Here is a 17,394-nt window from a genome sequence, read left to right as displayed (position 1 = left end):
GGCGTTGACCACCGCCAGCGCAGTGACGGTGGCTGCGATGAGGATCAGGCGCGCTCCTCTAGCGTCCGTTGCCACGCGCCTCCTATCCTTCGGCTGACCTGCTTTTTAGGTCCCGAGGTGCAGGGACGACGACCGTTACCCGGCGGCGATCATCGCGACTGCCGTCAACGCTAGCGCCATGCCGATAGTTTGCGAGCGAGTTACACGCTCCCGGAGTATGACAATTGCAAGCAACACGGTTGCGGCCGGATACAGAGCGATCAGCACGCCCGCCAGCGACAGCATTCCGGACTGCAGCGCCAGCAGCGTGGCGACGTTGGCGATCGTGTCGAGCACGGCCGCCGTGAGCGCAAGCCGCAACGGCACGCCCCGTTCGATGACCAGGTTGGCGGTGAACGCGGCCGCCAGCAGCACGATCGCCGTGGCGGCGAGCCTGCCGAAAACCAGGGGCCACAGCTCGGCGTCGACCGGCACCTGGTCGAGCAGGACGAAGTTCATGCCGAACGCCACGCCGGAGCCGACCGTCAGCCACGCCACCTTCGCGCTGAACTTGTGTGGCGTCACATCTTCGTCGGACGCGTCACGGCTGACGAGCACGACTGCCACCAGCGCGACGACAATGCCGACGATCGCCAGCGGACCCGGCCGCTCACCGAACGCCAACCCGACGCCGACGGGAATGCCCGCGACGAGAATTGCCGTCAGGGGTGATACGACCGAGATCGGTCCCGCGCCCAACGCGGCATAGAACCACCAGACGCCGAACGCCTGCGCGACACCGGAAAGCAACCCCCACACCACCGCCGGGGTCGAGATCACTCCCCCGACCGGTATCGCGATCACCGTCAGCAGGACCAGCGCCACCGGGTAGGAGACGACCACCACGCGCAGCGCGGCGACCCGGCGTGACGCGATACCGCCCACGAAATCGCTTATGCCGTAACCGAGCGCCGCAATCAGCGCGGTGACGAAGCTGATCAGGTCATGCCCTTGGCGCGGCGGCCGAGTTCGCGGGTGATCTCGCGGTCCGCATCGCGCTTGGCGATGTCCTGCCGCTTGTCACGGGCCTCCTTGCCGCGCGCCAACGCCAACTCGACCTTGACCTTGCCGTCGGAGAAATAAAGCGACAGCGGAACGAGGGTGAGGTTGCCGTCGCGAATCCGACCGATCAGGTTGTCAATCTGGCTGCGGTGCAACAACAATTTGCGGTTGCGCCGCGGCGTGTGGTTGGTCCAGCTGCCGTGGTGATACTCCGGGATGTGCAGGTTGCGCAGCCACACCTCGCCGTCGTCGATGGTGGCGAACGCGTCGGCCAGCGATGCCTGCCCGTCACGCAGACTCTTCACCTCGGTGCCGACCAACTGCACGCCGGCCTCGAACGTCTCGAGAACCGAATAGTTGTGCCGCGCTCGCCGATTCGTCGCGACGACCTTGTTGTTGGACTTTGCGGAGTCGGCTGCAGGGCTTGATTTTCGGGCCATGGCTATCTTCGGACGTACAGCCGCAGCGTGACGTACGCGGTGACGCCCGACATCGCCAGGCCGAGGAACAACATCCACGGCGCGCTGAAGTACACCACGTCCGCGTAGTCCACCTTGGCGATCAGGTTCGCCCGATAGAACTGATCGAGAGCACTTTCCAGGAACAGGGCGCGGACCAGGATGAGCCCGACGATCGCGATGACGACACCGAGGAACGCCGCCAGCATCGCTTCGACAAGGAACGGCAGCTGGGTGTACCACCGGCTGGCGCCGACGAGTCGCATGATGCCGATCTCGGTTCGGCGGGTGTACGCGGCCACTTGAACCATGTTGGCTATCAGCAGAATTGCGCCGATCGCCTGCACGAAGGCGACTGCGAACGCCGCGTTTCTGACACCGTCGAGCACGGCGAACAAGCGGTCGATCAACACCTTCTGGTTGAGCACCTGCTGTACGCCGGGCTGGCCGGCCATGGCCTCGTCGAACTTCTGATGCTGTTCGGGGTCGTCCAGCTTGACGATGAACGACGACGGGAACGCATCCTGTCCGGCGAACTCCTTGAACTCCGGGAACTTCTTCACCGCATCGGCGTAGGCCTCTTCGCGGTTGAGGAACCGCACCGAGCGCACATCGTCGCGGTCCTCGATCTGCTGACGCAGCGCCTTGCACGGATCGGCGTCACATGTCGGGTCGTTGGCGGAGACGTCGTTGGTCAGGAAGACCTGGCTCTCGACACGGTCCAGATAGATGTCACGCGACTGGTCGGCCAGCCGCACGACGAGCAGGCCGCCGCCGAACAGGCCGATCGAGATCGCGGTGGTGAGGATCATCGCGATCGTCATCGTCACATTGCGACGGAAACCGGTGAGGACCTCATTGATGAGGAATCCGAAGCGCACTAGCGATCCATTCCGTAGACGCCGCGCTGCTCATCGCGAACCAGCCTGCCCAATTCCAACTCCACGACGCGCTGCCGCATCGAGTCGACGATGTGGTGGTCGTGGGTCGCCATCACCACCGTCGTCCCGGTGCGGTTGATGCGCTCGAGTAGATCCATGATGTCCTTGCTGGTCTCGGGGTCGAGGTTGCCGGTGGGCTCGTCAGCAAGCAACACCAGCGGCCGGTTGACGAACGCCCGGGCAATGGCCACACGCTGCTGCTCACCGCCGGACAGCTCGGTGGGCAGCCGGTTGGCCTTGCCGGACAGGCCGACCATCTCCAGCACATCAGGCACCACGCGGTTGATCACCTCGGAGCGCTTCCCGATGACCTCCAGCGCGAAAGCGACGTTCTCGAACACCGTCTTCTGCTGCAACAGCCGGAAGTCCTGGAACACACAGCCCAGCACCTGCCGCAGGCTGGGGACATGGCGGCCCGCCAACTTGTTGACGTGGAACTTCGACACCCGGATGTCCCCCGATGAGGGTGTCTCTTCGGCGAGCAGCAGCCGCATGAACGTCGACTTGCCCGAACCCGACGGGCCGATGAGGAAGACGAACTCACCCTTGTCGATCTTGACCGACACATTGTCGAGCGCGGGTCGCGCTGACGATTTATACATCTTCGAGACATGGTCAAGGATGATCATCACGGCACGCCAGTGTAGCGGGGGGACGGGTCCGACTAGCTCTGCGGAGCTGTCGTGGCCGGTGCGGGCCCGGGCGCGGCCGGTGCCGGGCTCACCTGAGTGGGCGTGACGATCGTCTGCGTCGTCGGCGGCAACGGGCCGAAACCGTCGGGATCCACCACGGTGGTCGTCGGGGTGGTCGAGGTCGGTGACGTCGGCGACGTCGGTGACGTCGGCGACGTGGGACTCGTGGTGTCCGTCGGGCTCGTGGTGGTCGGCGTCGGCGTGGTGGTGGTCGTCGTCGTGGTCTCCATCGGCTCCTTGGGCCGTCGCACGTTGGTCCGGGGCACCCATGTGTAGTTGGGGTCGGGCACGAAGCCAGGCGGTACGACCGCAGGCACGGGCGCTTCGGGCTTCGGGGCGGGTTCGAAGTTGTGGTACACCCAGAACAGCGCGACGAACGCGACGATGAGCACCGCCGTCGAGACCCGCATCCGGCCCCCGAGCTTGAACTTCAACCAGGACGTCATTTGCGATCCTCCGGCGGGCCCTGCGTTTCGCTCGCCGCGCCAGTCGACGTCGCCGGGTGCACGAGGGCCTCCACCTTCGGCGTCGTCGCGGCATCGGTCGACGAAACGATGCCGGCGCGCCGCAGCGCACGCACGACGAGGACGCGGATGCGGCGGCCGACCTCGAACTGCTTGCCCGGCAGGGTGCGAGCCACCATCCGCAGGTTCACGGTGTCGAGTTCGATGCTTTCCACACCCATCAGCTGCGGTGCGTCGAGCAGCAGCGCCCTGAGGCCAGGGTCTTCCATCGCCTTCTCGGCAACACCATGCAACAGATCGTTGACGACGTTGAGATCCGCCGCCGTCGGCACCGGGATGTCGATGACCGCGCGGGCCCAGTCCTTGGACAGGTTCACCGTCTTGACGATCTGACCGTTGGGGATGGTGAACATCTCCCCCTCGCTGGAGCGCAGTTTGGTGACGCGAAGGGTGACGTCTTCCACCGTGCCCTCTGCCGGCAGCGCGATACCGGCGACGGTCAACGACACCAGATCGCCGAAGCCGTACTGCTTTTCAGTGATGATGAAGAACCCCGACAGCAGATCCTGCACCACGCGCTGCGCGCCGAATCCGAGTGCGGCACCCAGCACCGCGGCGGGCGCGACCAGCGAGCCGACCGGGATCGCAAGGATCGAGGTGACCTGCATGATCACGATCACGAAGAGCAGCGCCACCGTCACCCACGAGATGACCGACGCGACGGCCTGCCGGTGCTTGGCACTCTCGGTGCGCACCAGCTGGTCGCTCTCCTGGTATTCGGCGTCGATGCGCTTCACGACCCGCCGTGCCGACCAGTTGATGAACCGTGCGGCCAGCAGACCGCCGATCAAATACAGCGCGATCGGCACGCCGCGCTCGAGGAGCCACACGCCGATGGTGCCCTGCCAAAAACCGGTCCACCGGTCTTCCAGGGCGAATGCGATCAGGTTGTTATTCGTCATCTTTCCTATTGCGCCAACGGATCCCGGCCTCAAGGAATCCGTCGATATCTCCGTCCAGTACTGCAGCCGGATTGCCGACCTCGTACTCGGTGCGCAAGTCCTTTACCATTTGATACGGGTGTAATACGTAGGAACGCATCTGGTTTCCCCACGAGCTTCCACTATCGCTCTTCAATGCGTCCATCTCGGCGCGCTCTTCTAAACGCTTGCGCTCCAACAACTTTGCCTGGAGAACGCGCATCGCCGAGACCTTGTTCTGCAGCTGTGACTTCTCGTTCTGGCAGGTGACCACGATACCGGTCGGGATGTGCGTGAGCCGAACCGCCGAGTCGGTGGTGTTCACCGACTGGCCGCCCGGTCCGCTGGATCGGTACACGTCGACGCGCACGTCGGTTTCGGGAATGTCGATGTGGTCAGTGGTTTCGGTGACGGGCAGCACTTCCACTTCGGCGAACGACGTCTGGCGCCTGCCCTGATTGTCGAACGGGCTGATGCGCACCAAACGGTGCGTGCCCTGCTCCACCGACAGCGTGCCGTAGGCGTACGGCGCATGCACCGCGAACGTCGCGCTCTTGATGCCGGCCTCTTCGGCGTAGGACGTATCGAACACCTCGACCGGGTAGTTGTGCTGCTCGGCCCAGCGCACGTACATCCGCATCAACATCTCGGCCCAGTCCGCCGCATCCACGCCGCCCGCGCCGGATCGGATATTGAGCAGCGCCTCACGCGAGTCGTACTCGCCGGACAGCAACGTGCGGACCTCCAGCGCCTCGAGGTCCTCGCGCAGCTTCTTGAGCTCGGTGTCGGCCTCGGCCTGAGCTTCCGCAGCACCCGCTCCCTGTTCTTCGGCGGCCATCTCGTAGAGCACGGGGAGGTCGTCGAGGCGCTGCCGAAGTTCCTCGACGCGGCGCAGCTCGCCTTGGGTGTGGGACAACTCGCTGGTGACCTTCTGCGCCCGGGACTGGTCGTCCCACAGGTTGGGGTCGGAGGCCTCGTGTTCGAGTTTTTCGATCCGGACCCGCAGACCCTCGACGTCGAGCACCCGCTCCACCGTGGTCAGGGTGGAGTCAAGTGCTGCGATGTCGGCTTGCCGGTCGGGATCCACGGGAATTCAGGGTACCTGTGAGAGAACCCGACACACTTATCCGTGACTCGCGGCAATCCGACGGCGTGCCCGTTTAGCATCGGAGATGGCAACAGCCCAGCCACGACGCGACAGCCCCCTGCGCGTGGCCGGGCAGCGACACACCTTCAACAAAAGGTATTCATGCGCCCATACCACGTAGCGATCGTCGGCTCAGGCCCCTCGGGCTACTTCGCTGCTGCTTCGCTTCTGAAATTCGCCGACGCTCAAGACGCCGGGGAAAACCACGCGGATGTCCGCGTCGACATGCTGGAGATGCTGCCGACGCCGTGGGGTCTGGTGCGCTCCGGCGTCGCACCCGACCACCCCAAGATCAAGTCGATCAGCGCGCAGTTCGAGAAGACCGCGCTGGACCCCAGGTTCCGGTTCTTCGGCAACATCGTGGTCGGCGACCACGTGCAGGCCGCTGAGCTCGCCGAACGTTACGACGCGGTGATCTATGCGGTCGGCGCGCAGTCGGATCGCTCGCTGGGCATCCCCGGCGAGGACCTACCGGGCAGCGTGCCCGCCGTCGACTTCGTGGGTTGGTACAACGCACACCCCCACTTCGAGGAGATGGCACCGGATCTGTCGACCGGGCGGGCGATCGTCGTCGGCAACGGCAACGTCGCGATCGACGTAGCGCGGATCCTCGTCACCGACCCCGACGTGCTGGGGTCCACCGACATCGCCGACCATGCGCTGCAGATCCTGCACGACCGCGGTGTCGAGGAAGTCGTCATCATCGGCAGGCGCGGGCCGCTGCAGGCGCCGTTCACCACGCTGGAACTGCGCGAACTCGGCGCGCTCGAAGGGCTGGGCGACGTCGACGTGATCATCGACCCGGCCGACTTCGCCGATATCTCCGACGAGGATCTCGAAGCGGCCGGCAAGACCGTCAAGAACAACATCAAGGTGTTGCGCGGCTACGGCGAGCAGACACCCAAGGGTGCCAAGCGCCGCATCGTGTTCCGGTTCCGCACCTCGCCGATCGAGATCAAGGGCACCGACAAGGTCGAGTCCATCGTGCTGGGCCGCAACGAACTGGTCGAAGAGGACGGCCGTGTCGTCGCGAGGGACACCGGAGAACGCGAAGAGGTGCCGGCCCAGCTGGTGGTGCGCGCCGTCGGCTATCGCGGGGTGAAATTGGACGGTCTGCCGTTTCACGAGCGCAACGGCACCATTCCGCACACCGATGGCCGCATCGACGGCAGCCGCAACGAGTACGTCGTCGGCTGGATCAAGCGCGGTCCCACGGGCGTCATCGGCAGCAACAAGAGCGACTCGCAGGAAACCGTCGACACGTTGGTCGCCGATCTGTCGTCGGCGTCGCTGTCAGATTTCGGCAGCGATCACGCCGAGCAGTTGGCGGAATGGTTTGTCGAGCGGCAGCCGAAGGTGATCACCGACGACCACTGGAAGCTGATCGACGAACACGAACGCACATCCGGAGAACCGCATGGCAGGCCGCGGGTGAAGCTGACCAGCGTCGCCGAACTGCTGCGCATCGGCCACGGCTGAGGCGACTAGTAAATCTCCGGTCCGGGCGGCGCCGGCGGGGGCGCCGACGGTGCGAATCGCCAGTTGTCCGGGTTCTTGGGCGAGTAGGCGACGGGAAAGAGCTGCGAAATCATCGGCCATTGATCGACATCGACCGCCATCTGCTGATAGACCACGTGCTCGTTGACGGTCGGCCCGTTGATGACGCCGGTGATCGTGACGAGCTGTTCACCCGAGACGCCATCGGGGCGCGGGCTGACACCGGTCACCAGCAGCTGGCCCTGCATCCAATCGCTGCCCGAGCCTCGCCGCCGCATGATCCATGGTGCGGCGATGGCAACGAGCGCGCCGACCATGATCAGGATCATTACGAATTCCCACACACCGACATGGTAGGACGTGAGGCATGACGTCCCGAAGACGAACGCGAGTGAGGATCGCTGGGCCCACGCCCGGAGGGCAGGGGACGAGGAACGAGCGCGGACCGGAGCGAGCGGGAGTCGAGGAATGAAAACAGTCCGCGATGACATCGCCTTCGCATTGCAGATGGCCGATGCGGCCGACGCGCAGACGCTGGACCGTTTCGGCGCGCTCGATCTGCGCATCGAGACGAAACCCGACCTCACCCCCGTGACCGATGCCGACCGCTCGGTCGAGGAGCAAGTCCGCGAGGCTCTTGCGGCGCAGCGGCCCGACGACGTCGTGCTTGGCGAAGAGTTCGGCGGCACAGCGGTTTTCACCGGCCGTCAATGGGTCGTCGACCCCATCGACGGGACCAAGAACTTCGTCCGCGGCGTCCCGGTGTGGGCCACATTGATCGCCTTGCTCGACGACGGGATCCCCGTGGTGGGCGTCGTCAGCGCTCCGGCATTGCACCGGCGATGGTGGGCAGGCCGCGGCGAAGGCGCGTTCACGTCCTTCGGCGGCCAGACCCGGCGCATTGCGGTGTCGGGCGTCGACGACATCGCCTCGGCGAGCCTGACGTACTCCGATCTCACCACCGGCTGGGATGGACTGCGTCCACGATTTTTGGAACTGACCGACGAGGTGTGGCGGGTGCGCGGCTACGGCGACTTCTGGTCCTATTGCCTGGTCGCCGAGGGTGCGGTCGACATCGCCGTCGAGCCCGAGGTGAAGCTGTGGGATCTGGCGGCGCTCGACATCCTGGTGCGCGAGGCCGGTGGCCGGTTCACGGACATCGCCGGGCAGGCGGGTCCGCACGGCGGCAGCGCGGTGGCCACCAACGGGCTTCTGCACGATGCGGTGATGGCGCGACTCGATCGGTGAGTCCGGTGTTTGAACGAGGGGGAACTTTAGGTGCAGCAGCTGAGCTGGACAGACGATATGTTGCTGCGTGCCGAGCGGCCCGAGACTCCGATGCAGATTCAGATGCTGCTGATCTACGATCCGGCAACGGCGCCGGGCGGCCGAGTCACCTACAAAGGCATCCTCGAAGAGATCGAGGGCCGGTTGCATCTCGCGCCGACCTTCCGACGGCGGCTGACCGAGCTTCCTGGCGGCCTGCACATGCCGTACTGGGTGGACGATCCCGATTTCGATCTCGAGTACCACGTCCGTCACATCGCGCTACCGCAACCGGGAGACTGGCGGCAGTTGTGCATCCAGATCGCCCGCATCCACGCCCGGCAGATCGACTTGCGTCGCCCGCCGTGGGAGATGACCGTCATCGAAGGGCTGAACTCGGTGCCGGACGTCCCGAAGGGATCGTTCGCGGTGGGCCTGAAGTTGCATCACTGTGCGGCCGACGGGATGGAGAGCGTCGAGTTGATGGCCGCCCTGCACGATCTCGCACCTGAGGGTCCGCGCCCCGATCCACCCGAAACCCCCTGGGAGCCCGGCGAACTGCCGTCGACGGCGACGCTGGTGTCGAAGACCGCGGTCAATATTGCGCAGTATCCTTTGCGCGCCACCAGCGTCGTGGTTCCCAGCGCTCTGAAGGCAGTTCGCGATTTGGCCGGCCTGCCTGCCAAACTCGCCGGCGGTGTCGCCTCCGCGCTTGGGCCGGGGTCCGGTTCACTGTTCGCCCCGACCACCCGATTCAACGATTCCGCCTCACCCCACCGGGTTTTCGAGGCGCGTTTTCATGACCTAGCCGATTTTCAGGCCATCAAGGCCAGCGTGCCCGGCGCGACGATCAACGACGTCGCGGTCGCCTACGTCGGCGGGACGCTGCGGCACTACCTCGAAGATCACGACGAATTGCCCGACGACACACTCGTCGCCGCGTGCCCGGCGTCGATCCGGGATTCCAGCGAGAAGGGGTCGGGGGGAAACCGGTTGTTCGGCAGATTGCAGTCGCTGCAAACGGATTCGCCGGACCCGCGCGAGAGACTGGCATCGATCGTCGCGGAATCGTCTGCCTTCCGCGAGAACTCCGACACATCGAACACCAGCCGACTGATGGAGCTTGTCGGCCTTGTCCCCACCACGCTGTTGGGCCTGACGGTCAAGGCGGCCTCGGCAATGCCGTTCAGTAGTCCGACGATCGCCAACACCACCGTGAGCAATGTGCCAGGCCCCGACGTGCCGATCTATTTCGCGGGCGCACGCCTAGTCCGGGTGACGGGCATGGGGCCGTTGATCGCGGGAATGAACCTGTTCCACGTCATCGCGAGCTACAACGGAACCGTCTCGATGGGCGTCACCGCGGACCGCAACGCACTACCGGACCCCGCGCACTACGCCGAGTGCATGCAGGCCGCATTCGACGAGCTCCTGGGCACGACCAAATAGCGCCACACCGATCATGCTCGCGGCCCGGCCGCCTCGAGCAACCGTCGAATCTGCTCCGGCGACAGATCCTCTTTCGGGACGAAGCCCAGCGCCGGGCTGGCGGCGATCAGTTCGCCGTACTCGTATTCGGAGTGGGTGGAGATCAGGATCACCGGCGATTGCACCACGCCGCGGGCGATCTGTTCGGCCAGGTGAAATCCGCTTTCGCCGCCGAGCTTGATATCGACAAGGGTGACGTCCGGTTTGTGCTCTTGGACGCATGTCAGCGCCTCGGCGCTGGTCTTGGCGACGCCCACGATCGAAATCCCTTGCCTGCCGAGGAGATTGGCTGCTGTGTCGAGGAATTCCGGGTTGTCATCGACGATGACGCAGCGCAATGCCTCGACCCCTTTCTGCATGATTCGAGTCTGCCCGGCGACCAAGCCTCGAGGCATTGCAGCTAGCTGCAATTCGTCAGACCGGCTAACAACCCCTGGCTCTCAGCGCACTTGTCGGTCGTCGAGCGGGAGAACAACACGCAACGTGGTGCCCGCGCCTTCCGGGCTGTCGACGGCCAGGGTTCCGCCGAGCGCCTCTACCCGGTCGATGAGACCGATGAGGCCCGAACCCCTGGACGGGTCCGCGCCGCCGGTTCCGTCGTCTCGGATCGTCATGAGCAGAACGTCCTCCGCGACCATGGCACGCAGGTCGATGAACGATGCGCCGGCGTGCTTGGCGACGTTGGTCATCGCTTCTGCCGCCACGTAGTACGCCGCCGCCTCGACGGTCGATGGCAGGCGATCGCCGACGTGCAGGTCCGACTCGACCGGCACGCTGGACCGGCGGGACAAGGTTCTCAACGCGGGACCGAGGCCCCCGTCGGACAGGATCGCCGGGTGGATACCGCGGGTTACTTCCCGCAACTCCTCGACGGCCTCCACGAGACCGGCACGAACCGCCGCCAACGACTCCCGCAGTTCCGTCGCCTCGGGCGGGAGATCGACGTCGACAGTGCGCAATTTCAACGCGAGGGTGACGAGCCGTTGCTGGATGCCGTCGTGCAGATCGCGTTCGATACGCCGTCGGGATTCGTCGGCCGCCGCCACGATCCTGGCGCGGGACGCCATCAAGTCGGTCCGGGCTTGTGCGTTCGCGATCGCGGTGCCGACCAGATCGGTGAATTCCGCCATCCGCGTCTCGGTGTCGTCCGGAAGAACCCGGTCGATCGGCGAAAGCGCCGTGATCGCGCCCCACTGCGCTCCCCCGACGATGATCGGTGCGCCAACCGCGCAGTAGGTACCGTCGGGCAGATCCGGCGGCGACACCTCGGTACGACGCGCCGGTGTGCCGGTCGCTCGTACGTGCGCGGCGACGGTGGTACCGATAGCGATGCGCGCACCCATCGGCACCGGGTCGCGCAACTGCGCCCACGTCCCGCAGACCGTGGCGTCGCCATCGGACTCGAACCGCAGGAGTCTGGTGATATCGGAGCCCGTCAACAATCCGACCTCGGTGGCGACGGCGGCGAAGACCTCGTCGGACGGCCTGCCCTCCGCGACCAGGGTCGCGACGTGCCGCAGAGCGTTCTGCTGGTCGTTGAGCCGGGCCAGCTCATCGCGGTTCTGTTGTAACGACTCAGCCATCGAGTTGAAGTTCTTCTCCAGCACCCCGATTTCGCCGTTGCCGGTCTGCGGTACACGCGCTTCCAGGTCGCCGGCTGCCAGCCGCTCTGCCATCCGGGCGGTGCGCCGAACCGGGCTCACGACCCCGCGCGCCAGGAAGACCGCACTAACCCCGGTGACTACGATCGACAGCACAAGTCCGACGCCTGCCACGATGGTCGCCCGCCGATAAAGGTTGTCCGCCTTGGCTTGCCGTTCGGAGCTGAAGGTGTACTCCGTGGACAGGAAATCGTCGAGCAGGCGCCGAAGCTCGTCCATCCGCTGCTTGCCTTCAACGCTCGTCGGCAGGCTTCGCACCCAGGGCTCGCCGCGACGGGCGGCATCGACGAGGGGTACGGAGTAGTCGTTGAGATAGGACAGGCCGTCACGCTCGAGTTGCTCTGCACGCGCCGCCTGCTCGGGGTCGTCGACGATCGATCGCAACTTTGTGAGTCGTTCTGCAATCCGTTGCCTGGCAGATTGCCACGGGGCGAGGAAGCTCTCCTGCCCGGTGATGAGGTAGCCGCGCTCGCTCGTCTCCATGTCGCCCAGCGCCCGGCGCACATCGCGCGCCGCGTACGCCTCCTCCGCTGAGTTCACGGCGACGGCCCTGGCATGGTCCACCCCCGACATTGCGACGAGAAGAAACACGAAGGCCGAGGCGACGATCACGGCAAGCGCTACGGTCACCACGACCAGCCGAGTGATCAATCCGCCTCGCACACCGGCCCACCTCGGAATTCGGGATCAAAGATACGAGTATGCCGCCCGGCGGCGAACGTGTGAATTGCACTACAAACCGAGCAACCTTACTCGCGAGTCAGTTCGCATACCTTACTCTGGAGTCAGTTCCGCGAATGCGAACGTCACCCTTCACAGCGAGGCAGTTGAAATGACCAATACCCTGCCGTCGAAAAACGGATCCACCCCGCGGCCCAAGCGGGCAGGCAAGGACGGCAAGGAAAGCGCCGTCGGGAAGCGCAGCCACAAGCGCACCGCGACCGACGTGGGCCTGGCCCTCGTCACGCCGCTGGTCGGCCAAGAGTTCCTCGACCGCTACAACCTTCGCGATCCGCTCAATCGCGGTCTCAAGTACGGCGTCAAGCAGGTGTTCTCGGTCGCCGGCGCGGCTAACCGTCAGTTCAAACGCGTGTCCAGTGCCCAAGGTGGGCCGACACGGCTGAAGAAGAGCGGTGCCGACTACTTCGATCTGACTCCCGATGACGAACAGAAGATGATCGTCGACACGGTCAGCGAGTTCGCCGAGGAAGTGATGCGACCGGCGGCCCACGACTCCGACCACTCCGCGACCTATCCCCCAGATCTGGTCGCCAAGGCCGCCGAGCTCGGCGTGACGGCTATCAACGTCCCTGAGGACTTCGAAGGAATCGCCGCCCAGCGCGCCGCGGTCACCAATGTGCTGGTGGCCGAGGCACTGGCCTACGGGGACATGGGCCTTGCGCTGCCCATCCTGGCGCCCGCCGGCGTCGCATCGGCGCTCACCCATTGGGGCAGTGCGAATCAGCAGGCGACCTATCTGAAGGAGTTCGCCGGCGAGAGCGTGCCGCAGGCGTGCGTCGCGATTTCTGAGCCGCACCCACTATTCGACCCGACCGCGCTGAAGACGACGGCGGTGCGCACCCCCAGTGGCTATCGACTCGACGGCGTCAAATCATTGGTGCCCGCTGCCGCAGACGCCGAATTGTTGATCGTGGCGGCACAACTCAACGGCAAGCCAGCCCTTTTCATCGTCGAATCATCGTCGAAGGGCCTTACCGTAACGCCGGATCCGAGCATGGGTATCCGGGCCGCGGCGCTCGGACAGATCGAGCTCGACCATGTCACCGTGCCGCTGTCAGCGCGACTGGGCGAGGACGGTGCCGACGAAGCCGACTATTCGGAAGCCATCGCCCTGTCTCGCCTTGGCTGGTCGGCACTGGCGGTCGGCACGGCGCACGCGGTGCTCGACTATGTGGTGCCATACGTCAAGGAGCGCCACGCATTCGGTGAGCCGATCGCGCACCGGCAGGCAGTCGCCTTCATGTGCGCCAACATGGCAATCGAGTTCGATGGTCTTCGGTTGATCACCTGGCGCGGGGCGTCGCGTGCCGATCAGGGGTTGCCGTTCGCCCGGGAAGCGGCGCTGGCCAAGCGACTCGGTACCGACAAGGGCATGCAGATCGGATTGGACGGTGTGCAGCTGCTCGGCGGCCACGGCTACACCAAGGAGCACCCAGTTGAACGCTGGTATCGCGATCTGCGCGCGATCGGTGTCGCCGAGGGCGTCGTTGTCATATAGCGGAGTCATCTGACCAGTAGTCTTTCCTCTTACCGAAAGTCGAATCATGGCAATCAATTTGGAACTGCCGAAGAAGCTCGAAGCAGTGATCGACATGGCGCACAACGGCGCCGCCGAGATGCTGCGACCGATCTCGCGCAAGTGGGACCTGCGGGAGCACGAGTATCCGGTCGAGCTCGACACCCTGGCCACCCTCTTCGAGGGCATTTCACAGGCCAACGCCATCGCCTTCGCCGGCGCCGAAGCGTTCGCGGCCGGCGAGGCCAAGGACACGAACCACAACGGCGCCAACATGTCGGCCGTGCTCAACGTGATGGAAATCAGTTGGGGCGACGTCGCGTTGATGCTCTCGGTGCCGCGCCAGGGCCTCGGCAACGCCGCGATCTCCAGCGTCGCCACTCGCGAACAGCTCGACGGGCTCGGCAAGGACGTGTGGGCCGCGATGGCCATCACCGAACCCGGGTTCGGCTCCGACTCTGCGGCCGTGACGACGACGGCGAAGGAGGATGGTGACGAGTACGTCATCAACGGCGAGAAGATCTTCGTCACCGCGGGATCGCGGGCCACCCACATCGTCGTCTGGGCGACGCTGGACAAGTCGTTGGGCCGCCCGGCGATCAAGTCGTTCATCGTGCCGCGCGAACACCCCGGCGTCACAGTCGAGCGCCTTGAAGACAAGCTCGGCATCAAGGCTTCCGACACCGCGGTGATTCGCTTCGACAACGCGCGTATCCCCAAAGCCAACCTGCTGGGCAGCCCGGAGATCCACCGGGAGAAGGGCTTTGCCGGGGTGATGGAGACCTTCGACAACACCCGCCCCGTGGTGGCGGCGATGGCCGTCGGCATCGCCCGCGCCGCACTCGAGGAGTTGCGCAAAACGCTCACCGAGGCCGGGGTGGAGATCTCCTACGACAAGCCTTCGCATGCACAGAGCGCGCCCGCCGCGGAGTTTCTGCGGATGGAATCCGATTGGGAGTCGGCGTATCTACTGATGGTGCGCTCCGCGTGGCAGGCCGACAACAACATCCCGAACTCCAAGGAAGCGTCGATGGGCAAGGCCAAGGCCGGCCGCGTCGCCAGCGATATCACGCTCAAGGCCGTCGAATTGGCAGGCACCGTCGGCTATTCCGAGCAGACACTGCTGGAGAAGTGGGCCCGCGACAGCAAGATCCTCGACATCTTCGAGGGCACACAGCAGATTCAGCAGCTGGTGGTGGCTCGACGACTGCTGGGTCTGTCGTCGTCCGAACTGAAGTAGGTTCCTTTTCGCCGAGTGTGGGCTTGATACACGGCCTGGGCGCATTTTGCGTGCGGGTAACCCACGTTCGGCGGAGCTCAGAAGCCGTCGTGCACGACGACGCGGGTCCGGCCGGTGACGCCGCCGCCGATGATGGTGCGCAGCGTGTGCGGGGCGTCGAGCACCGAGACGTCCTTGGTGATCTCGTCGAGGTGGCGTGGCTTGAGCTCGCCTGCGAGCTGACGCCATACGTCGCGGCGCGCGTCGATCGGTAGCAGCACCGAGTCGATCCCCGCCAGAGTGACACCCCGCAGGATGAACGGCATCACGGTCGTCGGCAGGTCGGCCGATCGTGCGAGGCCTGAAATCGCGGCGGTGCCACCGTAATTCAATGTGCTCAACGCGTAAGCGAGCGTGTCGCCGCCGACGCTGTCGACAACGCCTGCCCACTGCGACTTGCCCAGCGCCCGAACCTTCTCCCCCTCGGCGGGCAGCCGGCCGATCACCTGATTGGCGCCGAGTGCCATCAGCCAGTCATGGGCGTCGGACTTGCCCGTCGAGGCGACCACCTCGTAGCCGAGGCCGGCCAGCAGATCGACGCTCACGCTGCCCACCCCGCCCGTCGCGCCGGTGACCAGAATCGGGCCATCGGCCGGCTTCACTCCCGCCGCGCGAATCGCGTTGACGCTCATGGCTGCCGTGAACCCCGCCGTGCCGATGGCGGCAGCCTGCGCCGTCGTCAACTCGTCGAGCTTCACCAGATACTCAGCCGGGTAGCGCGCGGTGTCGGCATAGCCACCGTGGCGGCCGGTGCCGATGTCGTACCCGTGGGCGACGACGTGGTCGCCGACGGCGAACTCTGAGGACGAGCTCGTGGTCACGGTTCCCGCGACGTCGATGCCGGGAATCAGCGGGTACTCGCGCGCCACGCCGCCCTTGGGCGTGATGGCGAGGGCGTCCTTGTAGTTGATTCCCGAGTACTCGACGGCGATCTGTACGTCGCCGTCCGGCAGGAAGGACGCGTCGACGACCTCGTGCTGCAGCGTGATGGAGCCTTCGGCGTCCTGGTGTGCGACCAACGCATTGACTTCAGACATGGAACTCCTTTCATCTGGGCCCACACCGAAGGTAGGGGAACGCAAAAGTCCCCGATCACCCGGGCAAGCCGAGTGTCGGGGACCTTGCGATAGTCGCTACGAACCCAGGTGCGAGATCAGATCAGGCTTCATCTCCTGAAGCTGCTGACCCCAGTACTCCCAGCTGTGCGTGCCGTAGGCCGGGAAGTTGAACACAGCGTTGTTGCCGCCCGCGGCGATGTAGTTGTCGCGGAACGTCTCGTTGGTCCGGATCGTGAGGCCCTCGAGGAACGTAGCGGGCAGGTTCGCGCCGCCCAGCTCATTGGGCGTTCCGTTGCCGCAGTAGACCCACAGGCGGGTGTTGTTGGCTACCAGCGTGGGGATCTGAATCATCGGATCGTTGCGCTTCCACGCACTGTTCGGGTCTTCGGTCGGGCCCCACATATCGTTGGCCTTGAAACCACCCGCGTCACCCATCGCCATGTTGATCAGGAACGGCCACTGGCCCTCGGAGGGGTTCAGGAACGCCGACAGCGACCCGGCATAGACAAACTGCTGGGGGTGATAGACCGAGAGAATCATCGCCGAGTTGCCGGCCATCGACAGGCCGACGGCGGCGTTACCCGTCGTGGACACGCCCCTTTCAGCGGACAGCCACTGGGGCAGCTCGCTCGTCAGGAACGTCTCCCATTTGTAGGTCTGGCAGCCGGCCTTGCCGCATGCCGGTGCGTACCAGTCGGTGTAGAAGCTGGATTGGCCTCCGACCGGCATGATGATCGACAACGGGGTTTCGAAAAACCACTCGAACGCCTGGGTCTCGAGGTCCCAACCGTTGAAGTCGTCTCGGGCGCGCAGGCCGTCGAGCAGATAGACAGCCTTCGACCCGGTTCCCTTCTGGAACTGGATCTTGATGTCGCGGCCCATCGAAGGCGAGGGGACCATGAGGTACTCGACCGGTAGGCCGGGCCGGGAGAACGCCTCGGCGGTCGGTGACTGCCCGGTGAGGCCCACTACGCCCGGCAGCAGAGCCGCCGCTGCCGCAGCGATCGTCAGGCGGCGCGCCCAGGGGCCTCGAAACTTGTCAATGAAGCTCATACTGCAAACCCATCCATCTTCCGGTTTCCGCTTTTCCCACGATCGAGCGATCGCCATCGACAGCGCAGCATGGTGTCACTGCGCTGTCGAGCCCGCTCTACTGAGCCCGGTG

The 17,394-nt window shown here is 65.3% G+C and carries 17 protein-coding genes; 5 read left to right on the top strand and 12 right to left on the bottom strand.

Annotation, left to right across the window (positions count from 1 at the left end; translation table 11 throughout):
• Window positions 1–135: 135 nt before the first annotated feature.
• Genes CSQ99_RS10675 through prfB form a run of 7 tightly spaced genes read right to left on the bottom strand, consistent with a single transcriptional unit; the run spans window position 136 to window position 5,663 of the window.
• Window positions 136–981 carry an EamA family transporter gene (locus CSQ99_RS10675; RefSeq protein ID WP_483869960.1) on the bottom strand — a complete coding sequence of 282 codons (846 nt, stop codon included), beginning with the start codon at window positions 979–981 and terminating at the stop codon, window positions 136–138.
• Window positions 978–1,481, bottom strand: a complete 504-nt coding sequence (gene smpB / locus CSQ99_RS10670) for an SsrA-binding protein SmpB (RefSeq protein ID WP_099039023.1) — start codon at window positions 1,479–1,481, stop codon at window positions 978–980. Before smpB ends, CSQ99_RS10675 begins: the two co-directional genes overlap by 4 nt.
• Before the next feature lie 2 nt (window positions 1,482–1,483).
• The gene (gene ftsX, locus CSQ99_RS10665; RefSeq protein WP_099039022.1) at window positions 1,484–2,380 is read right to left on the bottom strand and encodes a permease-like cell division protein FtsX; all 897 of its coding nucleotides are present in this window, start codon (window positions 2,378–2,380) and stop codon (window positions 1,484–1,486) included.
• Entirely contained in the window at window positions 2,380–3,069 is a 690-nt protein-coding gene (ftsE, locus tag CSQ99_RS10660; protein WP_099039021.1) for a cell division ATP-binding protein FtsE, read from the bottom strand. The genes ftsX and ftsE overlap by 1 nt, the downstream gene beginning before the upstream one ends.
• Window positions 3,070–3,104: 35 nt before the next feature.
• Window positions 3,105–3,578, bottom strand: coding sequence for an Rv3103c family proline-rich protein (locus CSQ99_RS10655; RefSeq protein WP_245908845.1), 474 nt, complete (start codon window positions 3,576–3,578; stop codon window positions 3,105–3,107).
• Window positions 3,575–4,558 (bottom strand): mechanosensitive ion channel family protein, encoded by a 984-nt coding sequence (locus tag CSQ99_RS10650; RefSeq protein WP_099039020.1) that lies wholly within the window; start codon window positions 4,556–4,558, stop codon window positions 3,575–3,577. Before CSQ99_RS10650 ends, CSQ99_RS10655 begins: the two co-directional genes overlap by 4 nt.
• Entirely contained in the window at window positions 4,548–5,663 is a 1,116-nt protein-coding gene (gene prfB, locus CSQ99_RS10645; RefSeq protein ID WP_099039019.1) for a peptide chain release factor 2, read from the bottom strand. Before prfB ends, CSQ99_RS10650 begins: the two co-directional genes overlap by 11 nt.
• A 162-nt stretch (window positions 5,664–5,825) precedes the next feature.
• Here prfB and CSQ99_RS10640 point away from each other — a divergent pair, with 162 nt between their 5' ends.
• A complete protein-coding gene (locus CSQ99_RS10640; protein WP_099039018.1) occupies window positions 5,826–7,202 on the top strand; it encodes an FAD-dependent oxidoreductase in 1,377 nt (458 codons plus the stop codon).
• A gap of 5 nt (window positions 7,203–7,207) precedes the next feature.
• On the opposite strand, the gene CSQ99_RS10635 is transcribed toward CSQ99_RS10640, so the two are convergent.
• Window positions 7,208–7,564 carry a hypothetical protein gene (locus tag CSQ99_RS10635; protein ID WP_218014586.1) on the bottom strand — a complete coding sequence of 119 codons (357 nt, stop codon included), beginning with the start codon at window positions 7,562–7,564 and terminating at the stop codon, window positions 7,208–7,210.
• Window positions 7,565–7,688: 124 nt separating this feature from the next.
• Between CSQ99_RS10635 and hisN the strand changes: the two genes are divergently transcribed.
• Complete coding sequence (hisN, locus tag CSQ99_RS10630) at window positions 7,689–8,468, top strand: histidinol-phosphatase (RefSeq protein WP_099039016.1); 780 nt, start codon at window positions 7,689–7,691, stop codon at window positions 8,466–8,468.
• 30 nt (window positions 8,469–8,498) lie between these two features.
• A complete protein-coding gene (locus tag CSQ99_RS10625; RefSeq protein WP_099039015.1) occupies window positions 8,499–9,935 on the top strand; it encodes a WS/DGAT/MGAT family O-acyltransferase in 1,437 nt (478 codons plus the stop codon).
• Between the two features lie 11 nt (window positions 9,936–9,946).
• Here CSQ99_RS10625 and CSQ99_RS10620 read toward each other — a convergent pair whose 3' ends face one another.
• Window positions 9,947–10,333: a LytR/AlgR family response regulator transcription factor gene (locus CSQ99_RS10620; RefSeq protein ID WP_099039014.1), complete on the bottom strand. Its 387-nt coding sequence runs from the start codon at window positions 10,331–10,333 to the stop codon at window positions 9,947–9,949.
• An 81-nt stretch (window positions 10,334–10,414) separates the two neighbouring features.
• Window positions 10,415–12,298, bottom strand: a complete 1,884-nt coding sequence (locus tag CSQ99_RS10615) for a CHASE3 domain-containing protein (RefSeq protein ID WP_099039013.1) — start codon at window positions 12,296–12,298, stop codon at window positions 10,415–10,417.
• 169 nt (window positions 12,299–12,467) lie between these two features.
• On the opposite strand from CSQ99_RS10615, the gene CSQ99_RS10610 reads away from it, so the two are divergent.
• Together CSQ99_RS10610 and CSQ99_RS10605 are read left to right on the top strand one after the other, a co-directional pair.
• Entirely contained in the window at window positions 12,468–13,874 is a 1,407-nt protein-coding gene (locus CSQ99_RS10610) for an acyl-CoA dehydrogenase family protein (RefSeq protein ID WP_099039012.1), read from the top strand.
• Between the two features lie 46 nt (window positions 13,875–13,920).
• The gene (locus CSQ99_RS10605) at window positions 13,921–15,132 is read left to right on the top strand and encodes an acyl-CoA dehydrogenase family protein (RefSeq protein WP_099039011.1); all 1,212 of its coding nucleotides are present in this window, start codon (window positions 13,921–13,923) and stop codon (window positions 15,130–15,132) included.
• A gap of 77 nt (window positions 15,133–15,209) precedes the next feature.
• Here CSQ99_RS10605 and CSQ99_RS10600 read toward each other — a convergent pair whose 3' ends face one another.
• Complete coding sequence (locus CSQ99_RS10600) at window positions 15,210–16,208, bottom strand: acrylyl-CoA reductase family protein (RefSeq protein WP_099039010.1); 999 nt, start codon at window positions 16,206–16,208, stop codon at window positions 15,210–15,212.
• A 96-nt stretch (window positions 16,209–16,304) separates the two neighbouring features.
• The gene (locus CSQ99_RS10595) at window positions 16,305–17,282 is read right to left on the bottom strand and encodes an esterase family protein (protein WP_099039009.1); all 978 of its coding nucleotides are present in this window, start codon (window positions 17,280–17,282) and stop codon (window positions 16,305–16,307) included.
• Window positions 17,283–17,394: the final 112 nt, after the last annotated feature.

Source organism: Mycobacterium neglectum (genome assembly GCF_002591975.1).
Classification (GTDB): domain Bacteria; phylum Actinomycetota; class Actinomycetes; order Mycobacteriales; family Mycobacteriaceae; genus Mycobacterium; species Mycobacterium neglectum.
Note: the sequence above shows the minus strand (reverse complement) of the source record. Positions and strands in the feature narration are given on the sequence as shown.

Excerpts from the sequence above, each read along its gene's own strand:
- CSQ99_RS10605 (WP_099039011.1), top strand. The coding sequence starts at position 13,921 with ATGGCAATCAATTTGGAACTGCCGAAGAAGCTCGAAGCAGTGATCGAC.
- CSQ99_RS10610 (WP_099039012.1), top strand. The coding sequence starts at position 12,468 with ATGACCAATACCCTGCCGTCGAAAAACGGATCCACCCCGCGGCCCAAG.
- smpB (WP_099039023.1), bottom strand. The coding sequence starts at position 1,481 with ATGGCCCGAAAATCAAGCCCTGCAGCCGACTCCGCAAAGTCCAACAAC.
- hisN (WP_099039016.1), top strand. The coding sequence starts at position 7,689 with ATGAAAACAGTCCGCGATGACATCGCCTTCGCATTGCAGATGGCCGAT.
- CSQ99_RS10620 (WP_099039014.1), bottom strand. The coding sequence starts at position 10,333 with ATGCAGAAAGGGGTCGAGGCATTGCGCTGCGTCATCGTCGATGACAAC.
- CSQ99_RS10640 (WP_099039018.1), top strand. The coding sequence starts at position 5,826 with ATGCGCCCATACCACGTAGCGATCGTCGGCTCAGGCCCCTCGGGCTAC.
- CSQ99_RS10650 (WP_099039020.1), bottom strand. The coding sequence starts at position 4,558 with ATGACGAATAACAACCTGATCGCATTCGCCCTGGAAGACCGGTGGACC.
- CSQ99_RS10655 (WP_245908845.1), bottom strand. The coding sequence starts at position 3,578 with ATGACGTCCTGGTTGAAGTTCAAGCTCGGGGGCCGGATGCGGGTCTCG.
- CSQ99_RS10600 (WP_099039010.1), bottom strand. The coding sequence starts at position 16,208 with ATGTCTGAAGTCAATGCGTTGGTCGCACACCAGGACGCCGAAGGCTCC.
- ftsE (WP_099039021.1), bottom strand. The coding sequence starts at position 3,069 with ATGATCATCCTTGACCATGTCTCGAAGATGTATAAATCGTCAGCGCGA.
- CSQ99_RS10595 (WP_099039009.1), bottom strand. The coding sequence starts at position 17,282 with ATGAGCTTCATTGACAAGTTTCGAGGCCCCTGGGCGCGCCGCCTGACG.